Consider the following 16,621-nt stretch of genomic DNA (forward strand, 5'->3'; position numbering starts at 1 on the left):
CCACCCCCCCGCACCCGCCGCTGGGCCCGCCGCCCCGCGCCCCCGCCCGCTGCACCGCCACCCCCCGCAGGGGCCCCCCCGCTCCGCGGGGGGGGGCCCTTCCGTTCTGCCGCGCGGCCCTGCCGCCCCGGTCTGCCGGGAGCGCGGCGCACGCCATCCCCAACGGTCTCCACCGGTGCTCGCGGCCCCTCGCCGGTGCCGGCCGCTCCCCGGCGGTCCCAGTGGTACTCGCGGGCCGTCCGCGGTCAGCCGAAGACCACGCAGGAGGCCGCAGGTACCTCGACGCTGCCGCCGCGGCGCGGCAGGCCCGTCTCCGGGTCGACGAAGAACCAGGTGACGTCGCCGGAACGCTCGTTCGCGACGTACAGGAATCCGTCCGCCTCGGCGAGCGCGCGGGGCCAGTGCCCGCCGCAGGGGACCGTGCCGACCAGCCGCAGCCCCTCGCCCTCGACGGCGAGCACGGACAGCACGTCCTCGCCGCGCGTGGCGGTCCACACGAAGCGTCCGTCGGGCGAGACGACGATGCCGGAGGGGTAGGCGTCGCCCGCGGGGGCACCGGACAGCACCGGGGTCTCGGCCAGCGGCCGCAGCGAGCCCTGAGCACCGTCCCAGCGGCAGACGGTGACGGTCGGCGTGAGTTCGTTCAGCACGTAGGCGTACGTGCCGTCGGGATGAAAGGCGAGGTGGCGCGGGCCCGAGCCGGGCCGCAGGGCGGTCTCCCGGTGCAGTACGGGCGTGCCGTCGGCCAGTGTGCACACCCGCACGGAGTCCGTGCCGAGGTCGACGCTCACGGCCCACCGGCCGCTCGGGTCGGGCTGCACCTGATGGGCGTGCGGGCCCTGCTGGCGGCGTGTGTGCGGACCTGAACCGGTGTGCTCCAGGATCCCGGACGCGGCGGCGGCAAGGGTTCCGTCGGGCCGGACGGGCACGGCGCTGACGCTGCCCGAGCCGTAGTTGGCGGTCAGGACGTGTCCGTCGAAGACGCTGAGGTGGGTGGGTCCGCTGCCGCCGACCAGGACCGGCGGCCCGGCCTGCGTCACCTTGTCGCCGTCCACGCGATAGGCGGCCACCGCGCCCTCGGTCGTCTCGCTCACCGCGTACAGGGTGCCCCGGTCGGGCGACAGGGCCAGGTAGGAGGGGTCGGGGACGCCGTCCACGCTGTTCAGGACCGTCAGCGCGCCGTCGGCCGCGTCCACGGCCGCCGTCACGAGCCCGGGGCCCCCGGCCGCCGTGAACGACCCGATGAACGCCCGCTGCTGCCGCCTGCCGCCGTCTGTCACCGCTGTCCCCTCTCGTCCACTTCTGTCGGACGCGACGGTAGCAGTCGATCGCCAGCGGTCTAGACCAAATCCCCGGTCCGCCGTCCGTCCGGCAGGGACCACCCGGTCGGGCGCGCCCGACCGCCCCCGGACGGCTCCGGGCAGGCCGGTCGGACCCTGTCCGCGTGGCGTCGGAAAAGATCGCCGGAGGCAAGGCCAGGGCGGTCCTGACCAGGCGAGTCGGGCCGGATCGCACGGTCGCCCGGGCGCCGTCCGCGCGGTGTGCGCGAGGCCGCCGCGCGGGCCGGGCGCAGGAGCCGGTACGGGCCCGCGCGCCGGACTGCCGGGCGGCCGGGCCCCTCCCCGGGCGGCTTGGCGGGTGGCTCCGGGGGCGGCCTCCACGCGTCACGACCCGCCACGACCCGCACTCCGTACGACCGTTTGGAGCAGCGGAGCGAATGACGCCCGAGCCGGTCCCGGCGAGCCGCGGCAACCCGCGGACGTACCGCCGCGAGCCTCGAACCGCGGCCACCTGCGAGCCGCTGCGACCCCTCTTGGCCCGTGGGGCGCTCCGGCGCTCCCCTCAGGCGCCGACCAGCGGTGATCCCGACGGTGTGCGCAGGGGCGTGGCGAGTTCCGCGAGGGCCCGTTCCAGGCCGTGGAGGTGGGCCAGCGCGGGCTCGGCCGGCGGCTGGGCGGTGGCGGACAACGGCTGCGTGCCGTCGTCGCCGCGCTCGGTGAGCGCCTCCACCGCGGCCTCCACACGCCAGCACGCGGCGGCCAGGCGAGCGTCGTGCGAGGCCTCCGGGTCGGCGGCCACGGCGACCAGGCCGCGTATCTCGCGGGCGCAGTCGTCGAGCAGCGCGAGCACCTGGCGGGCGCGCCGCTTGCGGCCGAACATCGGGTTCAGCGGGTGCACCAGTGGGGCGACGGAGAGCCGTACCCGGCCGAGGAGCTGTTCCAGTTCGCCGACGCGGCGGGCCGGGTCGGCGTGGTCCGCCCCGGAGAGGCGGGCGGCGGCCTCCGCGGTGCACAGGTGGACGCAGCGCAGGGCGCGCTGGATCCACGCGTCGGTGACGGCGTGCGTGGTCACGGGCAGCACGAAGAGCACGGCGAGGCCGGCGCCGAGCGCCCCGACGCCGGTCTCGGTCAGCCGCAGCGCGAGGAGGCCGGGGCTGAGCACGCCGAGCAGCCCGTACAGCAGCCCGGCCATGAGCGTCACCCAGAGCATCATCCAGGTGTAGGAGACGGCGGCGGTGTAGAAGATGCCGAAGACGCAGACGGCGAGGAGCGCGGCCGTGGGCACCGCCGCCCCGTGCACCGGGAGGGCGACGAGCAGGCCGAGACCGATGCCGATCACCGTGCCGAGGACGCGCCGGAAACCGCGTACCAGCGTCTCGCCGCGCGAGGCGGTGTTGACGAAGATCCACCAGGTGGCGCCCACGGCCCAGTACCAGCGCTGCCCGGACACCAGCTGTCCCACGACCAGCGCGAAGCCCGCGCCCGCGGTCGCCTGGACCGCCTGGCGGGTGGTCACGCGGGCCAGCCCGGTGGCACCGGGCGGGGCGGGCACCGCGGGCGGGGTCAGGCGTCGCTCGTAGCACCACAGTCCGAAGCGCACCGCGGCCGCGGTGAGGACGGACAGGAGCACGGCGGCGTAGAGCCGGGGCAGCTGTCCGGCGGTCGCGTGCAGGAACTGCGCGATGAAGAAGGTCATGAACGCGAACACGCCCAGACTGTGGCCGCGCGGCCCCCAGCGGCGCGCGTACACGCCCGCGCCGACCACGGCGAGGAAGGCGAGGTCGCGGGCGACGGGATGGTCGTGCAGGGACGCCGCGACGGTGAGGACGGTCAGGCCGACGGCGGGCAGCAGCGCGGTGGTGAGGGCCTGGCCGCGGACCGTGGCGTCGGTGACGGTGAACAGGGCCAGGAGTGCGGCGAGCCCGCCGGTGACGGTGCCCGCGAGGGGGTTCCCGGCCAGTTGGCAGCCGAGGACCGCGAGTCCGATGCCGAGGACCGCCCGCGCGGCGAAACGCAGCCGCACGCGCCCCGGATCCGGAGCCATGAACACCCTCTTCAGCACTGCTTGTCGCTCCCTCGGAAACCGGCATGAAAAAGGCGCCGCGGGATCCGCAGCGCCATCGACGTGTCCATGAGAGCACCCCCGCCGCCACTGGCTCAAGTGACCTCGGTTCCACTGGGCCATTGGCGCAGTGCAGGCGGGCGTGACCGGTCCATGGCGAGGCCAACGGACCACGTCGTCCGGTCCACCCCGTATGCGGCTTCCTGAGCCATTGGTACAGTCGTGGATGATCATCGAATGCCGACGAGGAGGCCGGGCACCATGGCCGTGGACGAGCTCGACACCCGCATCCTGCGGCTGCTGCTCGAACAGCCGCGCACCAGCGTGCGCGAGTACGCCCGGGTCCTGGGAGTGGCGCGCGGCACGCTCCAGGCCCGCCTGGACCGGCTGGAACGCGACGGCGTGATCACCGGCACGGGGCCGGTGCTGTCCCCCGCCGCGCTCGGCCACCCCGTCCTGGCGTTCGTGCACATCGAGGTCACCCAGGGCCACCTGGACGACATCGGCGAGGAGCTGGCCGGCGTACCCGAGATCGTCGAGGCGTTCTCGATCACGGGGGGCGGGGATCTGATGACCCGGGTGGTGGCGCGCGACAACGCCCACCTGGAGGACGTGATCCAGAAGCTGATCAGCCTGCCGGGCGTGGTCCGCACCCGCACGGAGGTCGCGCTGCGCGAGCGGGTGCCGCACCGGCTGCTGCCGCTGGTGGAGTCGATCGGCCGCACGGCCGGGAAGTAGCCCCCGGGAGGGCGGACGTCAGGAGCGGCGGCGGGGCCGACCCCGCTTGGCGCCGCCGCTGCCGCCGCTCTTCGGGCTGCCGGAGCGGCCGCCGCGCGCGGTGCCGCCGGCCTTCTTCGCGGTGCCGCCCGTGGACTTGCCGCCGGTCCTGCCCGCGGCCCCCGCCGCCGTCCTGCCGCCCTGCTTGCCCTCGCCCGGCTTGCGGCGCGCGTCGGCCGTCGTACCGCGCTCGCTCTTCGGATCCCGCGAGGACGGGGTGCGGCCGCGGGTGCTGTTGACCGTCCGGCCGCGGACGATGCCGATGAAGTCCTCGACGAGATCGGTGGTGGCCTCCTCCGGCCAGGACAGCACGACGCTCGACTGCGGGGCGTCGGCGACCTGCCGGTAGGTGAGGTCCCTGCGGTGGTGCAGGCGGGCCAGCGACTGCGGGACGACCAGGACGCCCACGCCCGCGGCCACCAGCTCGACGGCGTCCTCCGTGGTCGCCGGACGCTCGAAGGCCGGCTGCCCGGGCGGGCGCTCCCAGCCGAGGACGTCGTCGAGGGGATGGAAGACGACCTCGTCGGCGAGGTCCTCCAGGGTCACCTCGTCCGCCGCGGTCAGGAGATGGTCCTTGGGGACCACGACGACCGTGGCCTCCGTGTAGAGGGGGATCGCGCTGAACACCGTTCGGTCGACCGGGAGGCGCAGGACGCCCGCGTCGGCGTCGCCGCCGCGCAACACATCGGATGCCTGGGCGGCCGGTACCTGAAGGAGGGTCAGGGGGACGTCGGGCAGGCGCTCGTTCCAGATCCGCACCCACTTGGCGGGTGTCACCCCGGGGACGTACGCGAGCCGGAACGAGGGGGAATCTTCCGAGCCTGTCACCCCGCCAGGCTACCGGCTGTGGTCGGACGTCTCGCCCCGGGCCGATAGTCTGGACTGTATGAAGTCGCACCAGACCACCCAGACGATGAAGCCCGCCACGGCGGCGAAGAAGCTGGGTGTGTACCTCCCCGCCACGCCCGCCGCGTTCCAGGAGGGTGTCGTCACGCGCGCCGAACTGAACGAGCTCCAGGCGAATCCGCCCGAGTGGCTTCAGGAGCTGCGCCGCAACGGCCCGCACCCCCGTCCGGTGGTCGCGGCGAAGCTGGGCGTCTCCATCGCGGGTCTGGCGCGCGGCGGGGTCACGGAGGCCCTCACCACCGAGCAGATCTCGGCGCTCAAGGACAGCGGCCCGGAGTGGCTGGAGAAGGAGCGCTCCACGCAGGCCGAGGTGCGCAAGGAGACGGCCCGTATCAAGAAGCGGGACGCCGAGCGCGCCGAGCAGGAGCCGCGTTCCTGACGTCCGCGGACCGGTGTTCCGCCCGGCCCCGCTCCCGTGACCCCGATCCACTCGACTGTGAAATAATCCCTTATGCCCGATGAAGGGTTACTTTCATGGTCAAGGGAACGTACGCGACCGACTACGGGCTGATCCGGATCGACCGCACCGGCCAGGCCGAGGCCTTCGACGCGATCGGCCGTCGTTACGACGAGGCGTTCCGGCAGAAGGACGGCCGGCTGTCCGCCGGCGCCTGGCTGATCGCCTCCCTGCCTCCGGGTTCCCGGGTACTCGACCTGGGCTGCGGCACCGGACTGCCGACCACGCGCCGACCGGCGGACGCCGGCCTGGAGGTCGTCGGCGTCGACCTGTCCCCCGGGATGCTGCGGCTCGCCCGGAAGAGCGTCCCCGGTGCCACGTTCCATCGGCTGGGCCTCGCCGACCTCAGGCCGGCCGGTCCCCACGACCTGGGCCGCTTCGCCGTCGCGGCCTTCTTCTCCCTGTTGCTGCTGTCGCGCGCCGAGATCCCCCTCGCGCTGCGCACGGTCCGGCACCTGCTGGTACCGGGCGGTCTGTTCGCCCTGTCGATGGTGGAGGCCGACGTGGACGCCTTCGCCATCCCTTTCCTCGGAAACACGATCAGGGTCTCCGGCTATCTGCGGGAGGAACTGTACGAGGTCATCGAGGCCGGAGGCTTCGAGATCCTCGGGGAATCCTCGTACACCTACGCCCCGGCGGTCGCCGACGTACCGCCCGAGGAGCAGGTGTTCCTATGCTGCCGACGCCGTGACTGACCACACACGAGGCGACACCGCGGACCGTGGCGCCCCCTGAACGGGACACAACGTGTGACGAAGCAACGCACTTCTCATCAAGGCCCCGCCCAGGCCGGCCGGGCCTCCGGCGACCTGCTGGACGGGACGAGGGAGCGCGCCGTGGCGGAACACACCCTGGACCCGGTCGGGACCGGTCCGCAGACCGACCGGCTGCGGTATCTCGACGTGGCGACCCGGCGGATCGCCGGCGGGATGGACCTGGACGAGACGCTCCGGGAGCTGCGCCGGGCGGCGGTGCCCGCGTTCGCAGACGTCATCCTGATCCATCTGCACGATCCCCTGCCGGTGGGGGACGAGAAGATGTCCGAGCCCGGCGTGCTGAAGCTGCACAGCATCGACCGGACGCCGGACCCACCGGCGGCCGGCCGGTCCGGGCCCGCCCTGCCCGACAAGGTCCCGCGGCGCTCGGACCTCACCGAGCGCGTGCATCTGACCACCTCCGGCCGGCTCGCACGGCTGCTGCTGTCCGGACGGCCGGCGTTCGGCGACATGCCGGGGATCGCCCCGGCGGTGACCGAGCTGCTCGGGCCCGTGGCCGGCGCGCCGGGGGCGCTTCCGCCCGGCCGACGGCTGATCATCGCCCCGCTGCACGGCCGCCACCACATCATGGGCAGCGTGGTCCTGCTGCGCCGCACCGACCGGCCCGCGTTCACCGGCGACGACCAGCTCGTCGCCTCGCAGCTCGCGACCCACACCGCCCTCGGCGTCCAGAAGGCGGTGATGTACGGGCACGAGGCCTCCGTGGCGGACACGCTCCAGCACACGATGCTTCCCGCGTCGCTGCCCGAGCCCACCGGAGTCCGGCTGGCCAGCAGGTATCTGCCCGCCTCCAAGACCGCGCAGGTCGGCGGCGACTGGTACGACGCGATCCCGCTGCCCGGCAACCGGATCGCCCTGGTCGTCGGCGACGTCATGGGCCACTCCATGACCTCGGCCGCGATCATGGGGCAGCTGCGCACCATCGTGCAGACCCTCGCCGGCCTCGACCTGCCCCCGGACGAGGTCCTGCACCACCTCGACGAACAGGCCCAGCGCCTCGGCAGCGACCACATCGCCACCTGCCTCTACGTGATCTACGACCCGATCTCGCAGCGGATGCTGATGGCGAACGCCGGCCACCCGCCCGCGCTGCTCCTCCAGCCGGACGGCCGGGTGGAGGTGCTCAGGGTCCCGCCGGGCGCTCCGCTGGGCGTCGGCGGTGTCGTCTTCGAGTCCGTGGAGCTGCCCGCGCCCAAGGGCGCGACCCTGCTCCAGTACACGGACGGTCTCGTCGAGTCCCGCGAGCAGGACGTGGGCTCGGGCGTCGAGGCGCTGCGCGCCCATCTCCAGGCACCGCCCCGGGCCAGGGGTCAAGGGGTCGCCGTCCCCTCGCTGGAGACGCTGTGCGACCAGGTGCTGGGCACCCTGGGCCCGCGCACCCGCGACGACGACATCGCGCTGCTCGCCACCCGCTTCGACGGATTCCCCGAGGACAGCGTCAGGTACTGGTTCCTGGAACCGCACCCGCGCACCGCGGGCCAGGCCCGTCGGCTGACCCATCGCACCCTGCGGCGCTGGGGGCTCGAATCCCTGCTGGAATCGACGGAACTCCTGGTCAGCGAGGTCGTCACCAACGCCGTACGCTGCGCCTCGCGCCCCATCTCGCTCCGGCTGCTGCGCACCGACGTACTGCGCTGCGAAGTCACCGACGACTCCCCCCAGGCACCCAGGATGCGGTGCGCCGAGCCGGAGGACGAGGGCGGTCGCGGTCTGGTCCTGGTCAACCACATAGCCCGGCGCTGGGGCTCGACCAGACTCAGCGCGGGCAAGGTCGTCTGGTTCGAGCTGCCGATCCCCGACACATGACCGAGGACACGGCAGACGCCGCGGCCCGTGCTCACGACGGTGTCGCCGAGAGCGGCCCCGCTGTCGGCTCCCTCAGCGGGCGAGCGCGTTGCGCGGGCCGGGCTTCGAGGCCTCGGCCCAGGCGGCCGGCAGTCGCTGTTCGCACCGTTCCGCCGCGGCCTGCTCCTGGCCGTACAGCAGGCCCCAGGTGAAGGCGGACTCGCCCGCCGCGTGCGCCGCCAGGGCGAGGTTCCGCAGAGACTCGCGCGCGACGACGCTGTCCTGGTGCTCGCCGAGCAGCTGCTGCACGGCCTTGACGCGTTTGCCGAGCCGCCGGACGGGCCTGCCGAGCGAGCCGCGTGCCGGTTCGGTGGCGTACCGCGTCTTCTTGGCCGCCTTGCGGGCCTCGTGCAGGGCCGTGTCGCGGTCCGCCCCCGGGGAGAGTTCCAGCGCGTGTGCCACCCGGCCGGCCAGTCGGTCGTACTCCTTGAGCACCGCCCTGGCCATCACCTTCTGCGGCCTGCGAGCGGCCTTGCCGCGCAGCGGCGGCTGCTGTGTGAGATCGGCCAGCGCGCTCAGCAGGGCCGGGTAACGGGGTGAGCGCAGGGCGTCGAGGCTGCGCCGGCGGGCCGCCGAGGCGCGGGCGACGTGCCACCCCCGCAGCCGGGCGGCGACGGGTCCGAGGACCAGCTCGGGGGGCGAGGCGTCGATGTGCGCGCCGAGCCGTTCCATCAGGACCTCCTGGTCGCGTTCCGCGCCCAGTTCCCCGCCGAGCCATTTGAGTTCTTCACGGATCGGGTCGGTGCGCTCCCGGGCCAGCACCGACCGGTAGGAACGCAGGGTGCTGCGCAGCCGTCGGCAGGTGACGCGCATCTGGTGCACGGAGTCGGGCAGGCCCCGGCGTACCGCGGGTTCCACTTCCACGAGGGTGTTCACCTGCTCGTCCAGGTATCCGAGGAGTTCGTCCGCGGCCGACGGGGCTTCGTGCTCTCGCTCCGTCTCCTGCTTCGAAAGGGTCATACCGGGCGCGTGCACCCGGGGGCGCGGTTCAAACGTCCGTACGGCAGAGGGCAGAGCTCAGGGAGCACGGAGCAGGAAGCACCGGTCGGGATTCTCAGCCCAGGAAGCTCAGCCGGACCTGGCGGTCGGGGTTGTCCCGGTTCGTGTCCACCAGGCACACCGACTGCCAGGTGCCCAGCTCCAGCCGTCCGCCGATCACCGGCAGGGTCGCGTGGGGCGGGACGACGGCCGGCAGGACGTGGTCGCGGCCGTGGCCGGGGCTGCCGTGGCGGTGCTGCCAGCGGTCGTCGGCGGGCAGCAGGGTGTGCAGGGCGGCGAGGAGGTCGTCGTCGCTGCCCGCGCCGGTCTCGATGACCGCGATCCCGGCGGTGGCGTGCGGGACGAAGACGTTCAGGAGACCGTCGCGGCCGGCGGCCGCCTCCCGCAGGAACGCCTCGCAGTCACGGGTGAGGTCGACGACCCGCTCCGTGGAACCGGTGGCGACGCGCAGGACTCGGGTGGTGAAGCCGTCTGACATGTCTCCATCCTCGCCCAGGGGAAGATCCGCGACCACACACCTGTTGGTGGAACCGTGAACAACACACGCGAGGTCGAGGTGGCCGTCGTCGGCGCGGGCCAGGCAGGACTGTCCGCCGCCTATCACCTGCGGCGCGCCGGTTTCCGCCCCGAGCACGACTTCGTGGTCCTCGACCACTCCACCGGTCCGGGCGGCGCCTGGCAGTTCCGGTGGCCCACGCTGACGTACGGCAAGGTGCACGGCATGCACGCGCTGCCGGGCATGGAGCTGACGGACGCCGACCCCGCACGGCCCTCCTCCGAGGTGATCAGCGCGTACTTCGACCGCTACGAGCAGGCCTTCGACCTGCGGGTCCGACGGCCGGTGGACGTGCGTGCGGTACGCGAGGGCCCCGGCGGCCGGCTGCTCGTGGAGACGTCCGACGGGGTGTGGTCGGCCCGCGCGCTGATCAACGCGACCGGCACCTGGGACCGGCCGTTCCGGCCGCGCCTTCCCGGCCAGGAGACCTTCCTCGGACGGCAGCTGCACACCGCGCAGTACCCCGGGCCCGAGGCGTTCGCGGGGCTGCGGGTGGTCGTGGTGGGCGGCGGGGCATCCGGTACCCAGCATCTGCTGGAGCTCGCCCCGTACGCGGCCGCCACCACCTGGGTCACCCGGCGGCCGCCCGTCTTCCGCGAGGGCCCCTTCGACGAGGAGGCGGGCCGAGCGGCCGTCGCGCTCGTCGAGGAGCGGGTGCGGCTCGGACTGCCGCCGAGGAGCGTCGTCTCCGTCACCGGGCTGCCCCTGAACGACGCGATCAGGCAGGGTCTGGCGGACGGCGTCCTGGACAGGCTGCCGATGTTCGACCGGATCACCCCGGACGGCGTGGAGTGGAAGGACGGACGGCACGTGGCCGCCGACGTCATCCTGTGGGCGACCGGCTTCCGGCCCGCCGTCGGCCATCTGGCACCGCTGCGGCTGCGCGAGCCGGGCGGCGGCATCCGGCTGGACGGGACACGCGCGGTCGCCGACCCGCGCGTCCATCTGGTCGGCTACGGTCCCTCGGCGAGCACCATCGGCGCCAACCGGGCCGGACGGGCGGCGGTACGGGACATCAGGCGTCTGCTCGCGGGCGAGGCCCTCGCGGCCTGACGTCCCGTCCGCTCATTTCGTGGCCGTGGCCGCGGGCGTGGTCGCGGGCCCGGGACTCGCGCTCTTCTGCTGCGCGGCGTTGAACTCGGCGACGTTGCGCAGGTGCTGCTGGTAGTCGGCCGTGAACCGGGTGTCGCCCGGCTTGACGGTCACGAAGTACAGCCAGTCGCCCGCCGGCGGGTTGATCGCGGCCTTCATCGCCTCCTCGCCGGGGTTGCCGATCGGCGTCGGTGGCAGGCCCATCCGCTGGTACGAGTTGTAGGGGCTCTCGATCCGGGTGTCGTCGGCCGTCGTGCGCAGGGTGGAGCGGTTGAGCGCGTAGTTGATCGTGGAGTCCATCTGGAGCGGCATCCCGCGCTCCAGCCGGTTGAAGACGACCCGGGCCACCTTGCCCATGTCGGACTTGGTCGCGGACTCGGCCTGCACGATGCTGGCGATGGTGACCGCCTGGTAGATGTTCATCGCGTTGTGCTGCGCGCCGGCGGCGATGGGCGCCTTGTTGAACGTGCGGTTCGCGGTGTCGACCATGGACGCCAGCACCATCTGCGGTGTGGACTTCCCGGTCAGCGCATACGTCGCCGGGAACAGGTATCCCTCGGGATTGCCCTCGGCGTCGCCCGGCAGCTTGAGGTGGGCCTTCGTCAGGGACTGCCTGGTGGTACCGGCGGGCAGGGCGAGGGCCTTGTCGACCGCGTCGTAGACCTGGCCGGCCCGCCAGCCCTCCGGGATCACCAGCGAAGCGGGCCGCGCGGGCCCGGCGGGCCCGGCGTGGCCCAGGTACAGCAGCGGCACCGCCACGGCGATGCCGGCCACGACGGCCCCGGTCGCGACGAGGGTGATCCTGCCCCGGCGCGTCAGTCGAATCGTTCTCCGTGGCGGAGTGTTCATCTGCATGGGGGCACGGTAACCCGCAAAACCCTACAAACCTGGCATATCGTCAGCTTGTCGGCTCCAGTTGGGCGTCCCGGCGCACAAGCGCGGCGTACCGCCCGTCCCGCGCCAACAGCTCCTCGTGCGTACCTCGTTCGACGACGCGACCGCGGTCCAGGACCGCGATCTGGTCGGCGCCGCGGACGGTGGACAGCCGGTGCGCGATCGTGAGGGTCGTGCGGTCGGCGGACAGGGCGTCGATGGCTTCCTGGACGGCGTGTTCGGTGCGAGTGTCCAGGGCGCTGGTCGCCTCGTCGAGGATCAGGACCGGCGGATCGCGCAGGATGGTCCGGGCGATCGCCAGGCGCTGCTTCTCGCCGCCCGAGAAGCGGTGGCCGCGTTCGCCGACGACCGTGTCGTAGCCGTCCGGCAGGGACACGATGTGGTCGTGGATCTGGGCCGCCCGGGCCGCCGCGTACAGTTCCTCGTCGGTGGCTTCCGGCTTGGCGAAACGCAGGTTCTCGGCGACCGAGGCGTGGAAGAGGTACGTCTCCTGCGAGACGACGCCGACCGCGCGGGCCAGGGTGTCGAAGTCGAGGTCACGGACGTCGACGCCGTCGAGGGTGACCCGGCCGCCCGTGACGTCGTACAGGCGCGGCACCAGATAGCCGAGCGTGGACTTGCCGGCTCCGGTGGCACCGACGAGCGCGAGGCCGCTGCCCGCGGGGACGGTGATGTCGATGCCGTCGAGGACCGGGCCGCCCTTGCCGTCGTAGCCGAAGGTGACGTCCTCGAAGCGGACCTCGCCCTTGACGCGGTCGAGATGGACGGGCTCCGCGCGCTCGGTGATGTCGACGGGCAGGTCGAGGTACTCGAAGATGCGCTGGAACAGGGCGAGCGAGGTCTGGATCTGGACGCCGGTCGCCAGCAGGCTCACGGCCGGGCGGAACAGGCCCTGCTGGAGCGAGACGAAGGCGACGAGGGTGCCGATCGAGACGCCGGGTCCGCCGAGTTGGAGGGCGAGGCCCGCGGTCCAGTAGATGACGGCCGGCATGGCGGCCATCACGATCGTGATCACGGCCATCCGCCAGCGGCCCGCCATGCTGGCGCGCACCTCGAGGTCGACCAGCTGCTCGGACTCCTCGGCGAACGACCGGGTGAGCGAGTCGGAGCGGCCCATGGTGCGGCCGAGCAGGATGCCGCTGACGGAGAGCGACTCGGTGACGGTCGCCGCCATCGCCGCCATCTGCTTCTGGCGCTGGGTGGTGATCTTCTTCCGCTCGTTGCCCACGCGCCGGCTGATCCAGACGAAGGCCGGCAGCAGGAGCAGCGAGACGACGGTCAGCCGCCAGTCGAGGGCGATCATCGCGACGATCGTGGCGACCACGCTGGTGAGGTTGGAGACCAGGGAGGTCGCGGTGGAGGTGACCGTGGCCTGCATGCCGCCGATGTCGTTGGCGATGCGGGACTGGACCTCGCCGGTGCGGGTCCGGGTGAAGAAGGCCAGCGACATGCGCTGGAGCCGGCCGTAGACGGCGGTGCGCAGGTCGTGCATGACGCGTTGGCCGACGGTCGTGGAGATTAGCGTCTGGAGCACACCGAAGACGCTGTTCAGGACGGCGCTGAGGATCATGCCGAGGGCCAGCAGGCTCAGCAGACCGGTGCGCCCCTGGGGGATCGCGACGTCCAGCGTCTCCTTCAGCAGGAACGGCGTGGCCACCGACACCAGGGACGAGGCGCCGACCAGCAGGCCGACGACCGCGAGCCGGGCCCGGTAGGGCTTGAACAGGGAGAGGATGCGGCGCACCTGGCGGGGCTGGTCCGTCGAGGTGCCGGGAGAGGGGGTCCAATCGATGTGATCGCGGGGCATGGCTCCTACGGAGGGTGAGACGGTCAGGATTCAGGGAGCATAGCTCATTGTTACCTATACTCACAATGAACCTGGTCCTGATATTGTTCCCCCATGACCAGCCCCGATCCCGACGGCCTGCTCGCCGAGCAACTCCTGCGGCTCACGCGCCGGGTGCACCGCATCCAGAAGCACCACCTCCAGCAGCGCGGCCTGGGTGTGACACCGGCCCAGGCCCGGCTGCTGCGCATCCTGGCGCACTGCGACGCCTCGCCCCGCATGGCCGATCTGGCCGAACGGCTGGAGGTGGTGCCCCGGGCCGTGACGACCCTGGTCGACGGGCTGGAGGCGGGCGGCAAGGTGCGACGGGTCCCCGACCCGACCAACCGCCGCGTGATCCGCGTCGAACTCACGGACGACGGCCAGGAGGCCCTGCGCGAACTGCGCGGGGCGCGCGTGTCCGCCGCGCAGGAGATCCTCGCGCCGCTGACGGGCGCCCAGCGCGAGGCGCTCGGGAGCCTGCTGGACACGCTGGTGGACGGCCCTCCGGTGCGTGGGCGCGGCTGCTGAACGGCGGGCTCCGGTACCGCGTCAGCCGAGCTGCGCCCTGTCGCCCATCACCACCACGGGGTGCCGGTCCGGGGCGAGTGTGCGCAACAGGTACTCCATCGCCGCCCGGGACAGGCCGACGCAGGCCGACGTACCGCTGCCGTGGTCCAGGTGCAGCCAGATACCGCCACCTCTGGCACCGCCCTCGGGGCGGGCCGGGTCGTTCGGCGCGGTACCCCTGACGCGGTTGTAGTCGATGGCGATGACGTAGTCGAAGTCGTGCCAGTGCGACCTGGCCCACCAGCGCGGCGCCGCGAAACCGGCGGATCTCGTGTACGGGAGCCGGGTCCCGGGGTCGGCGAGGACACCGCCGGCGTCGGTGAGCGTGAACACCCCCACGGGGCTGCGCCCGTCCCCCTCGCGGTGGTCGGTGGTCCAGCCCTTCTTCCCGTTGTGCGCGGGCCACTCGCGGATGCGCTCCCAGGCGGCGCCGCGACGGGCGTACAGCACGACCGTGGAGTCGGCCGAGTTCCTGCCGTCCCCGTAGACGGCCACCACCTGAAGGGAGTCGACGGGGATCCGCCGCCGAAGGCGCTCGCCGACACCCGGGATACGGGCCGGATCCACGGACCTTGCACGGGGGCGCTCCGGCGGGGTCCGGTCCAGGTGGGTGCGGTCCACGCCGGCTCGGTCCGGGTCGACTCGGTCGGGGCCGGTTCGGCTCGGATGGGTGCGGTCCGCGGCCGCGGCGGATCCCGCGCCCCCGCCGCTTCCCCGGTCCGGGCCGTCGCATCCGGACAGGGCCAGCAGGCCCGCGAGAGTCACGAGCACCGACAGGGCCGTCCGGGCCGACAGGGCCGTGCGGGTCGCCCGGGCCGTCGGGGTCTTCACGGCCGCCGAGGGGAGCGCGGGTCGCCCTCCCGGTTCCCGCACGCCGTGTGCAGCCACTCCGGCTTCACCCCACCCTCGTAGAACTTTCCGGACATTCAACCAGAGTTGGGGGCATCCGGGTAATGCCGGACCGTCCCGGATCGCGCGGACCGGGAAGCCTGAACTGTTCGGCGCCTCGGAAAAACAGGTTGATTTTGACCACGCTCCGACGCGAACCTTTCACGGTTTGTTGCCGCACCTCGCGGCTCCGCCCTTGCCTGCCCTCCTCCCTCCCCCCCGTCCGCCCCCTGACACGAGCCACTTGGACGTCATGCAGATTCAAGACCTTCCGTATCCCGACCCGGGCGTACCCGACGTGCGTTCGGGCTCCCGGTTCCTGTGGTGGCTCGGCCGGAACCAGCTGGGCGGTCAGTTCCGTTCGTTGGCCTGGGGCCTGCTGCACTTCACGGCCGTCTCCGCCCAGCCCTTCTGCGTCGGCTACGCCGTCCAGGCCGTCGTCGACCGCTCCGGCTCCCGGCTGGCCCTCGCCGGCGGCCTGATGGCCGTGTGCTGCCTGGGCATCGCGGTCGGCGACACCTTCCTGCACCGGACCGCGGTCACCAACTGGATCACGGCGGCGGCCCGCGTCCAGCAGCTACTGGCCCGTAAGGCCACGCAGTTGGGCTCCGCGCTGACCCGACGGGTCGCCGCAGGCGAGGTGGTGGCGGTCTCCACGGGCGACGTGGAGAAGATCGGCTGGTTCGTGGAGGCCGTCTCCCGCTTCACCGCCGCCGCGCTGACCGTCGTCCTGGTCTGCGTGGGCCTGGTCGTCTACCAGCCCGCGCTCGGCCTGGTCGTCGCCGTGGGGCTGCCCGTACTGGCCCTCGCCGCGCTGCCGTTGCTGCCGCGCGCGACCCGGCGGGCCGACCTCCAGCGCCAGAAGGCCGGACGCGCCACCGAGCTGGCCTCCGACACCGTCGCCGGACTGCGTGTGCTGCGCGGCATCGGCGGCGAGGACCTGTTCCTCGACCGCTACCGCCGCGCCTCGCAGGACGTCCGCCACGCCGCCGTGCGCAGCGCCCGGATGTGGTCCCTGATCTCGGCGATCCAGGTCCTGCTGCCGGGCCTGCTGCTGATCGCGGTCGTCTGGTACGGCGTCCACCTGGCCCGCGAGGGCCGGATCTCCGTCGGCGAACTCGTCACGGTCTACAGCTCGGTCATGGTGCTCACCTACCCCTTGCGGCACTTCGAGGAGATCGCGATGGCCTACTCCTTCTCGCGGCCCTCGGCCCGGCGGGCCGCGGGCGTGCTGTCGCTGGAGCGGTCCACCGACACCGGCGGCTCGCGCCCGGCCGACGTGCCGTCAGGAGACCTGTACGACCCGGACACCGGACTGTTCGCCCCCGTCGGCAGGCTCACCGCGGTGGTCTGCGGCGACCCGGACGCGGCGGGTCGGCTCGCCGAACGGCTCGGCGGTCACCCGGCGGAGGCCGGCACCATCTCCGTGCTGCTCGGCGGTGTGCCGCTGGACGAACTGCCCCTCGACGCGGCGCGGACGGCCGTCCTCGTCCAGGACAAGGACCCCGTGCTGCTCTCCGGCACGCTGCGCGAACTGCTCGACGTCCCCGCCTCCGGTGACGTCGATCCGCGGGCGGCACTGGCGGCCGCACAGTGCGGCGACGTCCTGGAGGCGCTCGTGCAGGGCTCGCTCGACGCCGAGGACCCGCTGGACGCCCGCATCTCCGAGCGCGGACGTTCCCTCTCGGGCGGCC

At 73.1% G+C, this 16,621-nt stretch carries 15 protein-coding genes; 7 read left to right on the forward strand and 8 right to left on the reverse strand.

What is annotated here, in order from left to right; genetic code table 11:
- Nucleotides 1-245: 245 nt before the first annotated feature.
- Both ABT085_RS30495 and ABT085_RS30500 read right to left on the reverse strand, forming a co-directional pair.
- A complete protein-coding gene (locus ABT085_RS30495) occupies nucleotides 246-1,280 on the reverse strand; it encodes a lactonase family protein (protein WP_351614974.1) in 1,035 nt (344 codons plus the stop codon).
- Nucleotides 1,281-1,842: 562 nt separating this feature from the next.
- The gene (locus tag ABT085_RS30500; protein ID WP_351614977.1) at nucleotides 1,843-3,342 is read right to left on the reverse strand and encodes an FUSC family protein; all 1,500 of its coding nucleotides are present in this window, start codon (nucleotides 3,340-3,342) and stop codon (nucleotides 1,843-1,845) included.
- A gap of 261 nt (nucleotides 3,343-3,603) precedes the next feature.
- Between ABT085_RS30500 and ABT085_RS30505 the strand changes: the two genes are divergently transcribed.
- Nucleotides 3,604-4,080 (forward strand): Lrp/AsnC family transcriptional regulator, encoded by a 477-nt coding sequence (locus ABT085_RS30505; RefSeq protein ID WP_351614980.1) that lies wholly within the window; start codon nucleotides 3,604-3,606, stop codon nucleotides 4,078-4,080.
- Between the two features lie 18 nt (nucleotides 4,081-4,098).
- Here ABT085_RS30505 and ABT085_RS30510 read toward each other — a convergent pair whose 3' ends face one another.
- Nucleotides 4,099-4,947: a LysR family transcriptional regulator substrate-binding protein gene (locus ABT085_RS30510; protein WP_351614983.1), complete on the reverse strand. Its 849-nt coding sequence runs from the start codon at nucleotides 4,945-4,947 to the stop codon at nucleotides 4,099-4,101.
- Nucleotides 4,948-5,005: 58 nt separating this feature from the next.
- On the opposite strand from ABT085_RS30510, the gene ABT085_RS30515 reads away from it, so the two are divergent.
- From ABT085_RS30515 to ABT085_RS30525, 3 genes are all read left to right on the forward strand, one after another.
- The gene (locus tag ABT085_RS30515) at nucleotides 5,006-5,404 is read left to right on the forward strand and encodes a DUF5997 family protein (protein WP_351614985.1); all 399 of its coding nucleotides are present in this window, start codon (nucleotides 5,006-5,008) and stop codon (nucleotides 5,402-5,404) included.
- A 95-nt stretch (nucleotides 5,405-5,499) separates the two neighbouring features.
- Nucleotides 5,500-6,177, forward strand: a complete 678-nt coding sequence (locus tag ABT085_RS30520) for a class I SAM-dependent DNA methyltransferase (RefSeq protein WP_351614988.1) — start codon at nucleotides 5,500-5,502, stop codon at nucleotides 6,175-6,177.
- A 54-nt stretch (nucleotides 6,178-6,231) separates the two neighbouring features.
- Nucleotides 6,232-8,064, forward strand: coding sequence for a SpoIIE family protein phosphatase (locus tag ABT085_RS30525; protein WP_502982833.1), 1,833 nt, complete (start codon nucleotides 6,232-6,234; stop codon nucleotides 8,062-8,064).
- Between the two features lie 72 nt (nucleotides 8,065-8,136).
- On the opposite strand, the gene ABT085_RS30530 is transcribed toward ABT085_RS30525, so the two are convergent.
- Nucleotides 8,137-9,063 (reverse strand): CHAD domain-containing protein, encoded by a 927-nt coding sequence (locus ABT085_RS30530; protein ID WP_502982834.1) that lies wholly within the window; start codon nucleotides 9,061-9,063, stop codon nucleotides 8,137-8,139.
- A 94-nt stretch (nucleotides 9,064-9,157) separates the two neighbouring features.
- A complete protein-coding gene (locus ABT085_RS30535) occupies nucleotides 9,158-9,580 on the reverse strand; it encodes a YjbQ family protein (protein ID WP_351614992.1) in 423 nt (140 codons plus the stop codon).
- Nucleotides 9,581-9,634: 54 nt separating this feature from the next.
- Between ABT085_RS30535 and ABT085_RS30540 the strand changes: the two genes are divergently transcribed.
- Nucleotides 9,635-10,711, forward strand: coding sequence for an NAD(P)-binding domain-containing protein (locus ABT085_RS30540; RefSeq protein WP_351614995.1), 1,077 nt, complete (start codon nucleotides 9,635-9,637; stop codon nucleotides 10,709-10,711).
- A gap of 12 nt (nucleotides 10,712-10,723) precedes the next feature.
- Here the strand turns inward: ABT085_RS30540 and mltG are convergent, their stop codons facing one another.
- Together mltG and ABT085_RS30550 are read right to left on the reverse strand one after the other, a co-directional pair.
- Nucleotides 10,724-11,605: an endolytic transglycosylase MltG gene (gene mltG, locus ABT085_RS30545; RefSeq protein ID WP_351614997.1), complete on the reverse strand. Its 882-nt coding sequence runs from the start codon at nucleotides 11,603-11,605 to the stop codon at nucleotides 10,724-10,726.
- 43 nt (nucleotides 11,606-11,648) lie between these two features.
- Nucleotides 11,649-13,451 (reverse strand): ABC transporter ATP-binding protein, encoded by a 1,803-nt coding sequence (locus tag ABT085_RS30550; protein ID WP_351615000.1) that lies wholly within the window; start codon nucleotides 13,449-13,451, stop codon nucleotides 11,649-11,651.
- Between the two features lie 93 nt (nucleotides 13,452-13,544).
- Here ABT085_RS30550 and ABT085_RS30555 point away from each other — a divergent pair, with 93 nt between their 5' ends.
- Complete coding sequence (locus ABT085_RS30555) at nucleotides 13,545-14,000, forward strand: MarR family winged helix-turn-helix transcriptional regulator (RefSeq protein WP_351615003.1); 456 nt, start codon at nucleotides 13,545-13,547, stop codon at nucleotides 13,998-14,000.
- A 21-nt stretch (nucleotides 14,001-14,021) separates the two neighbouring features.
- On the opposite strand, the gene ABT085_RS30560 is transcribed toward ABT085_RS30555, so the two are convergent.
- Complete coding sequence (locus ABT085_RS30560; protein ID WP_502982835.1) at nucleotides 14,022-14,870, reverse strand: L,D-transpeptidase family protein; 849 nt, start codon at nucleotides 14,868-14,870, stop codon at nucleotides 14,022-14,024.
- A 310-nt stretch (nucleotides 14,871-15,180) separates the two neighbouring features.
- Here ABT085_RS30560 and ABT085_RS30565 point away from each other — a divergent pair.
- Nucleotides 15,181-16,621, forward strand: a 1,441-nt coding sequence (locus ABT085_RS30565; protein ID WP_351615005.1) for an ABC transporter transmembrane domain-containing protein, incomplete at its 3' end; no start/stop codon positions are given.

Source organism: Streptomyces sp. NPDC002265 (genome assembly GCF_040296125.1).
Lineage (GTDB): Bacteria > Actinomycetota > Actinomycetes > Streptomycetales > Streptomycetaceae > Streptomyces.